At 66.6% G+C, this 12,926-nt stretch carries 8 protein-coding genes; 1 reads left to right on the top strand and 7 read right to left on the bottom strand.

Translation table 11 applies throughout. The features are described from left to right. Positions 1-322: 322 nt before the first annotated feature. The 5 genes from putA to hemE form a co-directional block, all read right to left on the bottom strand. Positions 323-4,246 (bottom strand): trifunctional transcriptional regulator/proline dehydrogenase/L-glutamate gamma-semialdehyde dehydrogenase, encoded by a 3,924-nt coding sequence (gene putA, locus PCE31107_RS19375; RefSeq protein WP_150610337.1) that lies wholly within the window; start codon positions 4,244-4,246, stop codon positions 323-325. A 173-nt stretch (positions 4,247-4,419) separates the two neighbouring features. Further along, entirely contained in the window at positions 4,420-4,758 is a 339-nt protein-coding gene (sorB, locus tag PCE31107_RS19370; RefSeq protein WP_246181888.1) for a SorB family sulfite dehydrogenase c-type cytochrome subunit, read from the bottom strand. 14 nt (positions 4,759-4,772) lie between these two features. Then, entirely contained in the window at positions 4,773-6,086 is a 1,314-nt protein-coding gene (gene sorA / locus PCE31107_RS19365; RefSeq protein ID WP_017233605.1) for a SorA family sulfite dehydrogenase catalytic subunit, read from the bottom strand. A 130-nt stretch (positions 6,087-6,216) separates the two neighbouring features. After that, positions 6,217-8,742 carry a primosomal protein N' gene (locus tag PCE31107_RS19360; protein ID WP_150610336.1) on the bottom strand — a complete coding sequence of 842 codons (2,526 nt, stop codon included), beginning with the start codon at positions 8,740-8,742 and terminating at the stop codon, positions 6,217-6,219. 394 nt (positions 8,743-9,136) lie between these two features. Beyond that, positions 9,137-10,207, bottom strand: a complete 1,071-nt coding sequence (gene hemE, locus PCE31107_RS19355; protein ID WP_281352585.1) for a uroporphyrinogen decarboxylase — start codon at positions 10,205-10,207, stop codon at positions 9,137-9,139. A 245-nt stretch (positions 10,208-10,452) separates the two neighbouring features. Between hemE and PCE31107_RS19350 the strand changes: the two genes are divergently transcribed. Further along, entirely contained in the window at positions 10,453-11,274 is an 822-nt protein-coding gene (locus tag PCE31107_RS19350) for a transporter substrate-binding domain-containing protein (protein ID WP_017233602.1), read from the top strand. Positions 11,275-11,294: 20 nt separating this feature from the next. On the opposite strand, the gene PCE31107_RS19345 is transcribed toward PCE31107_RS19350, so the two are convergent. Then, positions 11,295-12,233, bottom strand: coding sequence for an alpha/beta hydrolase (locus PCE31107_RS19345; protein ID WP_150610334.1), 939 nt, complete (start codon positions 12,231-12,233; stop codon positions 11,295-11,297). A gap of 36 nt (positions 12,234-12,269) precedes the next feature. Beyond that, the gene (locus tag PCE31107_RS19340; protein WP_240756108.1) at positions 12,270-12,764 is read right to left on the bottom strand and encodes a CoA-binding protein; all 495 of its coding nucleotides are present in this window, start codon (positions 12,762-12,764) and stop codon (positions 12,270-12,272) included. Between the last annotated feature and the right edge of the window lie 162 nt (positions 12,765-12,926).

Raw genomic sequence — 12,926 nt, 5'->3', positions numbered from 1 at the left:
TCGCTGGCACGGGTTGACCGCGCAATGGCGGTGAGACGCGTGATATGTCGGGGGCGGGCGCGAAGATACCGCGAATGCGCGCGGCGTGCGTGGCTACGGGATGTGCGGTGGGGCGCTAATTGCGGCTTGGCGGGCTGGGAGGGGGGCGGGAAGATGGCTGGCGGTTAACGCATCGCGGCCGCCAGCGTCCCGAAATGCAGGGCGTTGGCGACCGCTGGGGACCACGCGATCGGGGCGACGGTGCGACCGGGCGTCGAATCTGGCCGCCAGCTTTCGGACGAATCCGACGGGATTCGTCGCGAAACCTGACGGTCCGCCGCGATCAGCCGATGGTCATGAGGTTGGCGTTGCCGCCTGCGGCAGCCGTGTTGACCGATACCGAGCGTTCGCACAACAGACGCTCCAGTGCGTAGTCGTCACCGGCGGCCAGCGCCTCGGGCGCGAGGCCCTGCATCGACAGGATCGGACCGTTGCGGGTAGCAATGCGGCGGTTCAGGGCGCGCAACTCGTCGCTGTCGCCTTCGAACAGTACCGCGGCGAGCGACGGCTCTGCGGCGGCGTCCGCCCCTGCCGCCAACACCGACGCACGGCCCTTGAGCGCGGCCGGCAAGGCGCTCACCAGTTCGCGGGCGGCAACGCTCTCCGTGAAGACGGCGTTGTTGCCCGTCGCCAGCGCGGCAGCCAGTTGCGTGCGCGCACCGAGCGGGGTGGCGGCCACGCACAGGACCGGGCCGCGCGGCTCCAGACCGTAAGTGTTGCGCTCACCGGTCGGTCCCGGCAGCACGGCGGTGGCGTCGAGTGCCGACGTGGCCAGATATCGATCGACGCGATGGACCGCGGCGGCGCTATCGGCCGAGTGGCCCTGAGCATGCAGCCAGTCGCGGTAGCTCACCAACGGCGAGAGCGCGGCTTCGTTGCGGTTCAGCTCGGCGGGCAGCGAAGCCGGACGCGTCGCCAGCAGACGCGGCAGATACATCGGACCGCCGGCTTTCGGACCCGTCCCAGACAGACCTTCGCCGCCGAAAGGTTGCACGCCGACCACGGCGCCAATCACGTTCCGGTTCACGTAGACGTTGCCGACATGGGCGCGCTCAGTCACATAGGCAATGGTTTCGTCGATACGCGTATGCACGCCGAACGTCAGGCCGTAGCCGGTGCCGTTGATCTGGTCGAGCAGCTTGTCGAGTTGCGCGCGCTTGAAGCGGATCACGTGCAGTACCGGGCCGAAGACTTCGCGTTGCAGCGCCTTCAGATCGGTCAGCTCGATGAGCGTCGGCGGCACGAACGTGCCGTGACGGGCGGCGTCGGGCAGCGGCAGTTGTTCGACCGGGAAGCCCTTGTCGCGCATCTGCTCGATGTGGCGGTTGATGCCGCTTTGCGCTTCGGCGTCGATCACCGGGCCGACGTCGATGGACAGCCGATCCGGATTGCCGATGGCCAGTTCCCGCATCGCGCCCTTGAGCATATGCAGCGTCTTGTCGGCGATGTCGTCCTGCAGGCACAGCACGCGCAGCGCCGAGCAGCGCTGACCGGCCGAATCGAAGGCCGACGCGAGCACGTCGTACACGACCTGTTCGGGCAGCGCCGACGAATCGACGATCATGGCGTTCTGACCGCCGGTCTCGGCGATCAGCGGGATCGGACGGCCATTGGCGTCGAGGCGCTCGGCCAGCGTGCGCGCGATGATGCGCGCCACTTCGGTCGAGCCGGTGAACATGACGGCCTTGGTGCGGGCGTCGGCCACGAGCGCGGCCCCGACCGTTTCCCCTGTACCCGGCAGCAATTGCAGCGCGCCGGCCGGCACGCCGGCGGCGTGTATCAGGCGGACCGCTTCGGCGGCGATGAGCGGCGTCTGCTCGGCAGGTTTGGCGATGACCGGGTTACCGGCGGCCAGCGCAGCGGCGACCTGACCGACGAAGATCGCGAGCGGGAAATTCCACGGACTGATACACAGCACCGGGCCCAACGGGCGGTGCGTGTCATTGGAGAAGCCCTGACGGATCTGCGCGGCGTAGTAGCGCAGGAAGTCGACCGCCTCACGCACTTCGGCCACGGCGTTGGGCAGCGATTTGCCGGCTTCGCGTACGCACAGGCCCATGAGCGTGGGCATGTGGGCTTCAAGCAGATCGGCCGAGCGCATCAGGCTGTCGGCGCGTTCCTCGACCGGCGTGGCTTGCCAGATCGGGGCGGCGGCCACGGCGTGCGCAAGCGCTGCGTCCACGTCGGCGGAGGTGGCCTCGATGACCTGACCCACGGTATCTCGCAAATCGGCCGGGTTGCGCACGGCACGCGGCGTGCCCGTGGTGCGCTCACCGTCGGCCAGCATGGGGGCGGCGCGCCACGGCGTGCCCGCGCTGGCAAGCAGGGCCGACGACAGCGACGCGAGGCGGTGTTCGTTCGACAGGTCGAAGCCCGACGAGTTGGCGCGCGCCACACCATACAGTTCGCGCGGCAGCGGAATCTTGGCATGTGGTGCGCCGAGCGGTTGCACCTTTTCGGATTCCGAGATCGGGTCGGCGATCAATTCGTCGACGCTGACGGTCTCATCCGCAATCCGGTTCACGAACGAGGTGTTCGCGCCATTTTCGAGCAGACGGCGCACGAGGTAGGCCAGCAGCGTTTCGTGCGTGCCGACCGGGGCGTATACGCGGCAGGGGCGCGCGAGCTTGCCTGCCGCGATGGGGCCGACGACTTCTTCGTAGAGCGGCTCGCCCATGCCGTGCAGGCATTGGAATTCGTACTGGCCCGGGTAGTAGTTGTTGCCCGCGAGGTGATAGATCGCCGAGAGCGTGTAGGCGTTGTGCGTGGCGAACTGCGGGTAGATGGCGTCCGGCACGGCGAGCAGCTTCTTCGCGCAGGCGAGGTAAGACACGTCCGTGTAGATCTTGCGGGTATAGACCGGATAGCCTTCGAGCCCGTCGACCTGCGCGCGCTTGATTTCCGTGTCCCAGTACGCACCCTTGACCAGACGCACCATGATGCGGTGACGGCTGCGACGCGCCAGATCGATGATGAAGTCGATCACGAACGGGCAACGCTTCTGATAGGCCTGCACCACGAAACCGATACCATTCCAGCCGGCCAGTTCGGGGTCGAAGCACAGCGCTTCGAGCAGGTCGAGCGAGATTTCGAGGCGATCGGCTTCTTCGGCATCGATATTCAGGCCGATGTCATAAGCGCGCGCCAGCTTGGCGAGCGCCTGCACGCGCGGCAGCAGTTCCGCGACCGTACGCTCGTGCTGGCTGCGTGAGTAGCGCGGATGCAGGGCCGAGAGCTTGATCGAGATGCCCGGGCCTTCATAGATGCCGCGGCCGGCCGAGGCCTTGCCGATGGCCTGAATGGCTTGCTCGTAGCTCGCGTAGTAGCGCTGAGCGTCTTCTTCGGTCGTCGCGGCTTCGCCGAGCATGTCGTACGAATAGCGGAAGCCCTGGGCTTCGTATTTGCGGCTGTTGGCAAGGGCTTCGGAGATGGTTTCCCCGGTTACGAACTGCTCGCCCATCAGGCGCATGGCCATGTCCACGCCCTTGCGGATGAGCGGCTCGCCGCCGCGGCCGATCAAGCGCGTGAGGGCCTTGGTGAGACCGGCTTCGCTGGTGGTGGTCACGAGCTTGCCGGTGATCATCAGGCCCCAGGTGGCGGCGTTGACGAACATCGACGGCGAATTGCCCATGTGGGCGTGCCAGTCACCCTTGCTGATCTTGTCGCGGATGAGCGCGTCGCGCGTGGCCTTGTCGGGAATGCGCAGCAGGGCTTCGGCCAGGCACATCAGCGCCACGCCTTCCTGGCTGGACAACGAGAATTCGTGGATCAGGCCTTCCACGCCACCGCCGGTGCTCTTGCCGCGCAGGGCGACGACGAGCTTGCGGGCGAGGTCGGAGGCCGACGTTGCGGTCGCCGGGGCCAGCTTGGCCTGACCGACGAGCACGGGTACGCATTCCGGCTCGGGACGGCGGTAGGCCGCCGTGATCGCCGCCCGCAGCACCGATTGCGGTTGCACGTTCTGGGCAAATTCGAGGAACGGGTGCGGCACGGTGTCGTCGCCCGCGTGGCCGTCGATCACCTCGGTGCCCGACTGGGTCGCGCCGCTCAATTCGGGCGGCAGCGCGCCACTCTCAATGCGCTCCAGGTAAGCGAAGATGGCCTGTTTGATGAGCCAGTGCGGGGTGCGCTCGATTTGCTGGGCGGCGCTTTTGAGCCGGGTACGCAGTACGTCGTCGACCTTGACGCCGAGGGTGGTGTTAGCCATGGAAGGGTTACCTGATGACGCGAAAACGTGACACCCATAGCGGGTGAATTTCGGCATCGTAACCGGGTTTCAAAAGAGGTGCAACCTGGGTCGATATTAGGGTTGCACCTAGGTGTGAGGTCGACACGCGAAACATCGTGTGGCGCCCCGGCCCGCGGGCCGGGGGAGAGGCGTTACTTCTGGTCGGTGCCGTACGTTTTTCCCAAATACTCCGAAATCAGCTTGACCTGATCTTCCGGGATGGGCGCGCCATACACTTTCACCATCTTCGTGACTTCCGCGCTCCAGAAGGCGGCCGACATAGGCGGCTGGGTGTTGACATAGTCGAGCGAGTGGCACATGACGCACCACGAGTTGGCCGATTGATAACCGGCGAGCGTCGAGGCTTTCAACTGCGAGGTTTCCTGCGGCAGCTTGATCTCAAGTGCATGGACGGGGGCGGCGAAGCTGCCGAACAGACCCAACAGGCCCGACAGCAAGGCCGCGCGGCGCGCAATCTTCGAAAGGTTCATGATCGTTCCCCGTCTCAAGCCGCGATCACACGCACGGTTTCCACCCCGTTGCGCAGATAGCCGGCCGGATTCCACAGCGATTGCAGCGGTTGCGACACCCCTGCACGATTCGTCGCCCGCACTTGGAGCGCGTACTCGCCGGGCTTGGGGGGCGTGAACGACGCCGTCCATTCGCGGAACGAATACTTCGACAGTTCGTGGCCGAGCTGGGCCGCCTGCCAGGTCTGGCCGCCGTCGGCCGAGAACTGCACGTCGCGAATGCCTTCGCCGCCGTCGAACGCAATGCCGCGCACGCGCACCGCCTTGCCCGCCGCCACGTGCTCGCCGTCGGCAAGACTCGTGACGAACGAGCGCACGGTGAAGCGTTCGATCGGCTTTGTCTTCTCGGGCGCCTTGCCGGGCGTGACGCAATTGCAGTCGTTATCCGGAATGCGATACGCCGTGGCCATCCAGAAGCCGTCGAACACCTTGTCGATAACGTTGATGTCCGCCAGATGCTTCACCCAATACGTGCCGTAGTAGCCCGGCACGACCAGCCGCACCGGAAAGCCGTTGAGCATCGGCAGATCCTTGCCGTTCATGGCGAACGCGATCATCACTTCGCCATCCATCGCGTGATCGAGGTCGAGTGCCTTCACGAACTCGGGTGTCGTGGGGACGATCGGCCGGTCAAGACCTTCGAACGTCACTTGCTTTGCGCTGGCCGACACGCCCGCCCGTTCAAGAATCCGCTTGAGCGGAATGCCACGCCAGCGCGCGTTGCCCATCGCACCATTGGCAATCTGTCCGCCGGCGACGCGGGGCTCGAAAAAGCCACGGCTATTGCCCGAGCATTGGTGGACGGCGACGATCTCGACCGGGGCGCCATAGTCCTTCTTGAGCGACGCGAGCGAGATATCGAGCGGTTTGGCGACGCTGCCGCGCACATGAATCCGATGCTTCGCCGGATCGATGTCGGTCGGAATGCCCGCGAGGTGATAGCGCACGAAGAACGCATCGTTCGGTGTGATGAGCCCGTCGTTGAAGATCGCGAACGGCGTTTCCAGTTGCGGGGGGCGCGCCGTCAAGCGGATCAGCGGGCGCTTCTGCGGATACGCGACGAGTTCGCGTTCCCCATTGGCAAAGGGCAGCGTCACCATCTGCGGTGCGGTGGTGGCGGCGAGGACGTCAAGTGCGCGCCCCGCAAGGCTGGCGCCAACGCCCAGTGCACCCGCGCGTCGCAAGAAGCGGCGCCGGGAGGCCTCGGCCAAAGGCGATTCGGTGGGCGGGAGGGGCGGTGTGGCGATGTGTGGCGCCGTAGGGGCGGCGCGCCGGTCGTGCGATTTCATCGGGATGTCTCCTGTAGGACTTCTTATCGTGCAGATGACGTGAACCGTTCGACGTGCGGTGATCGACTGCTATCCGCATCGTCGGAGATTCGGGCGATGTTGTCAAATTTCCGGAACGCTATATACCGATTTATATTTCGAGGGGGTCGACTTCGAGGTGCCAACGCACGGGCGCCTTGAGTGCGCGCAGCTCGCTCATCCAGTGCGTGAGGAAGCGTTGGAGCGCGCCGCGATGCGGACTCTCGACCACGAGCTGGGCGCGTTCGGTGCCCGCGATCCGGACCATCGTCATCGGCACCGGATCCCACAGGGAGATGCGCGCGTCGTGCAGCGCGGGCGTGGCGGCGATCTCGCGGGCCTGTTTGAGGAACGTCATGGCGTCGTCCAGGCGCCGGGCTTCGGCGCGCAGGAGCGCCTGATGCGTGAACGGCGGCAGCAGGGCGACACGCCGCTCCTCCAGTTGTTGCGCCGCGAAGCCCGCGTAGTCGTGACGCATGAGCGACGCGAACAACGGGTGCGAGGCGTAGCGCGTCTGAATCAGCACGTCGCCGGGGCCGTCGGCACGGGCAGCGCGCCCGGCGCGCCCGGCCACCTGCATCAGTTGTGCAAACAGGCGTTCGGCCGCCCGGAAGTCGTGAGAGAAGAGGGCGCTGTCGGCGTTGACCACTCCCACGAGCGTGACATTACGGAAGTCGTGGCCCTTGGCGACCATCTGCGTGCCGATCAGGATGTCGACTTCGCCCGCATGGACCTGCGCGAACAGCGCTTGCGCGCTGCCTTTGCGGCGCGTGCTGTCGGCGTCGATGCGCGCGAGCCGGGCCTCCGGGAACTGTTCGGCCAGCGCCTCCTCGATGCGCTGCGTGCCGCGCCCCAGCGGCGCGAGATCGAGATTGCCGCAATCGGGGCACGCATGAGGAATGCGCGACTCGGCGCCGCAGTGATGGCAGCGCAGCCGCCGCTCGGGCTTGTGCAACACCATGTGGGCGCTGCACCGGCGGCAGTCGCTGATCCAGCCACAGGCATCGCAGTTGAGCACCGGGGCGTAACCGCGGCGGTTCAGGAACAGCAGGCTTTGCTCGCCCGCTTCGAGCCGGGCGCGAATGGCGGCGAGCAGCGATTGCGACAAGCCCTCGTGCACCGTGCGCTGACGTTTGCGCTCGATGTCCATGTCGATGAGCGAGACGCGCGGCAGCACGGCATCGGGTGAGGCGCGCTCGGGCATCGCGAGGCGCACGTAGCGGCCTTGTTCGGCGCGCCGCCAGCTATCGAGCGACGGGGTGGCCGAGCCGAGGACGACGGGGATGCGCAACCGGTTCGCGCGCCAGATGGCGAGGTCGCGCGCCGAGTAGCGCAACCCTTCCTGTTGCTTGTAGGACGGGTCGTGCTCTTCGTCGACGACGATGAGGCGCAGGTGCGGTAGCGACGCCATCACCGCGAGTCGGGTGCCGAGCACGATGCGCGCTTCGCCGCGATGAGCGGCCAGCCAGTGCCGGGCTCGCTCGCCTTCGGCCAGTCCGCTATGCAGCGTGACAAGCGTCTCGCCGGGGAATCGCGCACGGAAGACGCCTTCGAGTTGGGGCGTCAGGTTGATTTCCGGCACAAGCACGAGGACCTGGGCGTCGCGCTCGCGAAGCGCCTCGGCCACGGCGCGCAAATAGACTTCCGTCTTGCCGCTGCCGGTCACGCCATAGAGCAGGAAGGGGGGGCAGGGGGGGGGATCGCCCGCGTCCCCCGCGCCGCCGGCGTCGAGCTTGCCCGACGGCGCTGCGGCGTCGAGGCATTGGGCGCCGGCGGCTTCGAGCGCGTCGTGAATGGCCGCGACGGCGTCGGCTTGCCCGACAGTCAACGTTCTGGCGGCGCGCGGCGTGCCCTGTGTGCCGAGGTCGATATTGGCCGAGGGATCGGCGAGTGCGGAATGGGTGGGATCGTTGGCGTCAGCGGCGCACGATTCGCCATCCTCATCGTCAGCCTCGTCGGCCTCGTCGGCCTCGTCGGCATGGCGTGCGGCTTCATGGCGCGGCACGGTGTCGACGACGACCCAACCGGCGGCCGCCCACTGCTTGAGCACGTCGGCGGCCTTCGCGCACAAGGCGCGCGCCTCGTCCGCATCGAGCGTGCCGGCTTGCGCCAGGCCCTCGGCCAGGCGGCGCTGGGCGCGCAGCCTGGCGGGCACGTTCTCCAGGAGCGCGGCGAGGGCGCCGTCGGCCAGCCGGTAGCGTTGCACGCCCCGCTGGGCGAGCAGCCGCGGCCAGCGCATCGGTGTGCGCAGATGCGCCGGGACGCCCGGCAGGGCCACCTCACCGACACCGCGCTGGTAATACCGCGAGGCGAACTGCATCAGCTCGCGCCAATCCTCGCCGAGCGGCGGTAATTCATGCCAGACGGCGGTGACGTCACGCAGCTTGCCCGGGGCGACTTCGCTGCGGTGCGTCAATTCCCAGACGACGCCCACGACCTGTCGGCGTCCGAACGGCACCTGCACCAGTTGCCCAGGGCTCGCGGCCTGATCGAGCCGATAGTCGAACAGCGTGAGCAGCGGCGTATCGAGCGCCACGCGGGCGATAGCAGGCGCACCGAGGCGCGGCTGGGCGACCGGGGGCAGGGCATCCGCAGTCGATGCAAGAGACGGGGCGGGCAGGTCGTCGGCGCAGGTCAAACTTAAAGTGAATCCTGAGAAGTGTCGGTAAACCCCGGATTTAAGTCGGGTTTCCGGTGGACTTGAAGTGCTTGTGGATAACTATGTTGAGAACTGTGGGGATTATCTCTCGTCAGCCTCACCGGGCGGCCCTCACGTGGTGTCGTGCCTCGACTTTGCCCGAATCAAAAATGCTTTTTGATCAATGGCTTATGAGCGGCGTCGACGCGTACTCCCCGTTGCCCCTCTCTTGCGGCGGCGCAGCGAGAATTTGTGCATAAGTCTTCGGGACAACTCCGTAAATTGGAGGGGTTACTCGACAGGTTTACGCTTGACATTCGGTGCTTGAAACGGCGGTTGGGTCTGCAAGGCAAATGGCCCCGCGAGCCGCACCGCCGCTGGTGTGTGTCGCCAATTACGCCGTTTGGCGCAGCTTTCGGCTGTAGCGGTGGACTTCGTCAACGAGTGCCGCAACGTGATCGGGTTGCGTGAACTGCGAAATACCGTGCCCCAGGTTGAACACGTGGCCTGGTGCGTTGCCATAAGCGTCGAGCAGGCGTCGAACCTCGGCGCGAATGGCCTCGGGCGCCGCAAAGAGGGCGGTGGGATCGAAGTTGCCTTGCAGCGCACAACGATCGCCGACGCGACGGCGCGCGGCCGCGAGATCCACGGTCCAATCGAGTCCGATGGCGTCGGGCCCCGTGTCGGCGATGGCCTCGAGCCACTGACCGCCGCCCTTGGTGAAGACGATGTGGGGAATGCGTGCGCCATCCCATTCGCGATGCACGCCCGCGAGTGCCTGTTGCATGTAGGCGAGCGAGAACCGTTGGTAGAGGCCGTCGGCCAGCGCCCCGCCCCACGTGTCGAACACCATGACCGCCTGCGCGCCCGCTTCGATCTGGGCGTTCAGGTAGGCCGAAACGGCGCGGGCATTGGTCTCCAGAATATGCGTCATCAAGTCGGGACGCTCGTACATCATCGTCTTGACGGTGCGGAAGTCGGCCGACCCGGCCCCTTCGACCATGTAGCACGCGAGCGTCCACGGGCTGCCGGAGAAGCCGATGAGCGGTACACGTCCGTTCAGGGCGCGACGGATCTCGGCGACGGCGTCGAAGACGTAGCGCAGACTGTCGAGGTCCGGCGCCCGCAGGCGGCGCACATCGTCCTCGGTGCGCAACGGGTGGGCGAAACGTGGCCCTTCACCCGCCTCGAACGACAGGCCGAGGCCCATGGCGTCGGGAATGGTGAGGATGTCCGAGAACAGGATGGCGGCATCGAGCGGGAAGCGCTCGAGCGGCTGCAGCGTGACCTCGGTGGCGTAGGCGGGGTTCTTGGCGAGCGCCAGGAAGCTACCGGCTTTGGCGCGTGTGGCGTTGTATTCGGGCAGGTACCGGCCCGCCTGGCGCATCAGCCAGATCGGCGTGTACTCGGTCGGCTGGCGCAGCAGTGCGCGCAGGAAAGTATCGTTTTGCAGAGCTTGGGACACGTCGCGGCGGTGGGTAGGAGGGTTGGGGCAAGCGGCCATTTTACTCGCGTATCCTCGGCCCGGACGCATGGCGGGCTGTTATGCCGCACATCAGCCATCGGCGGCCCGTCGGCGTGGCGCGCGCGGAACAGTGGCGTCATTCCGATTGGCGCGGGCCGGGAGTGTCTTTAGTATTGAGCCCCACGCGCTGCGTCAGACAGTTCGGGAGCGCAGTGCGCCAACACGTCAAACCTCAGGAGACAAGCATGAAAGTCATGTTGACGGCCGCCAGCGCGGCCTTCGTGGCCGGGGCGGTGCTCGCCGGCGCTGCGGCCCACGCGCAATCGGCCGCTGTCGTGAGCCCTTCCGCGACCCCCGCCATCCACTCCCGGCTGGACGACATCGTCAAATCGGGCACGCTGCGCGCCTGCGCGACGGGTGACTACAAGCCTTACTCGTATCGACGCCCGGATGGCCAGGTCGAGGGCATCGACGTGGACCTGGTCGCCTCGCTGGCGAAGTCGCTCGGCGTGAAGCCGGTGATCGTTCCGACGACCTGGAAGGGGCTGATGGACGACTTCACCGCCGGCAAATGCGACATCGCCGTCGGCGGCGTGTCGGTCACGCTGGATCGCGCGGCGCGCGCATATTACAGCAACGTGGTCATGGTCGACGGCAAATCGCCGATCGTGCGCTGCGCCGACGTGGCGAAGTACCAGACGCTCGCCGATCTGAACAAACCGAGCACGCGCGTCATCGCCAACCCGGGCGGCACGAACGAACGTTTCGCCCGCCAGTACCTGCCGAACGCTACGCTCACGATCTATCCGGACAATGTCACGATCTTCAAGCAGATCGTCGACGGCAAAGCCGACGTGATGGTGACCGACGCCTCGGAAACGCTGTTGCAGCACAAGCTGAATCCGTCACTGTGCCCGGTCAACCCCGACAAGCCGTTGCAGTTCGGTGAGAAGGCCTACCTGCTGCCGCGCGGCGACGACATCTTCAAGCAATACGTCGACCAGTGGCTGAATCTTGCGCAGAAGACCGGGGAATATCAGAAGGTCGTCGACAAGTGGCTGAAGTGACGGCGCGGGTCCCGCGCGGTTCATCCCAGCCAGTCACGCAGACGCTGCGCCGCGTCGTGCATGACCAGCCGCGCCTGCGGCACGAACGGTTGTAACCTCGCGAAACTATGCGTCAGGCCGGGCGCCTCGATGACCTCCGCCCGGCCGCCCGAACTCGCCACGAACTGGGCGTACGATACCGCTTCGTCGTGCAACGGATCGTATTCCGCCGCAATCACCAAGGCATGCGGCAAGGCGTGCTGCGGCGCTTGTGCGGTCAGATTGACCCTCACGTCGTCCGCCGACGGCGTCACGTTGCCCAGAAATTCCTTCCAGTACCAGCGCATTTCGTCGCGTGTCAGGCCCACGCCGTTCGCCAGACGCTCGTAGCTCGGCGTATCGAACCGGCACTGCACCACGGGATAGATCAGCAACTGCGCCCCCACAATCCCTGGATGTCGGTCGTTGAACCACGCCGCCGCCTGCGCCGCCAAGTGGCCGCCGGCGCTGTCGCCCGCCACGGCCAGACGGTCGACGCGCACGCCGAGCCGCGCGCGCTGCTCGGCCGCCCAGGCCAAGGCATCGCGCGCGTCGTCGATCGGCGCCGGGAACGGATGCTCAGGCGCCAACCGGTAATCGACGCTCAACACCGCCACGTCGCCGTCCTGCGCCAGGAAGGCGGCCAACGTCCCATGGGTGTCGACATCTCCCACGACCCAGCCGCCGCCGTGGAAGAACACCACCAGCGGCACTTCGCGTTCGACCGGGCGATAGAGCCTTGCGCGCAGGGTGCGGCCCGGCAGCGCAATGTCGAAGGTCTCGCTGCGCAGTCCCGCCGGCAACGGGCGCAAGGCCTCGTTGGCAACGGCGGCGAACCGGGCGCGCACGTCTTGCGCGCTTGGCGCGCCGTTGTCGGCATTGGCGGGGTACTTGCGCGCCATTTGGTCGTAATAGGCAAGTAGATCGGCGTCGATGGTCATATCAGCGGGTCATTGGCGGCGTTGGAGGTCGGCGGTTCAGCGTTTCGGAAGCGGCTGTCTCGGCGGGCGGGCGTCCGCGCTGGTGCGGGGGTGGCCCGCTTGCATCTGCCAGCGCTGGTGTTCGATCTTGACGCATCGGTCCATCACGACGTCCAGCCCTGCCGCCAGCGCGACGGCTGCGGCGTCGTCGTTTTCGATGCCCAACTGCATCCATAGGCTGGTCGCGCCGATGGCGACGGCTTCATCCGCGATGGGCGGAATGTCGCCGCTGCGACGGAAGCAGTCGACCATCTGGATCCGCAGGCCCTCGGCGCGCAAGGCGTTGGCCGCCTCGGTCAGGCTCGCATAAACGGGCTCGCCCAGAATCGTCGCGCCGGCCGCTTGCGGGTTGATGGGGACGATCCGGTATCCGTGCTGTTGCATGTAGCGCGATGTGGTGTAGCTCGGCCGGTCCGGCCGCGGCGACAGGCCCACCACCCCGATCACGCGGTCGCGCGCCAGTATCTGCCCCAAACGTTCCATGGTTTGCATGCGAGTGCGACCCGATGGGGCCGGTGCGGTCGTTGACGGAATTACTGCTCTCGGTGCGCTGCCGATCCGCGGCGTTGACATGTCTTCGGATGTCAGATGCCCACTTTGTTGCCACGCACAAGGAATGAACTTAGCACATTGACGACGCGCGCGTGAAACGGG

The organism is Pandoraea cepalis, from assembly GCF_902459625.1.
Lineage (GTDB): Bacteria > Pseudomonadota > Gammaproteobacteria > Burkholderiales > Burkholderiaceae > Pandoraea > Pandoraea cepalis.
Note: the sequence above shows the minus strand (reverse complement) of the source record. Positions and strands in the feature narration are given on the sequence as shown.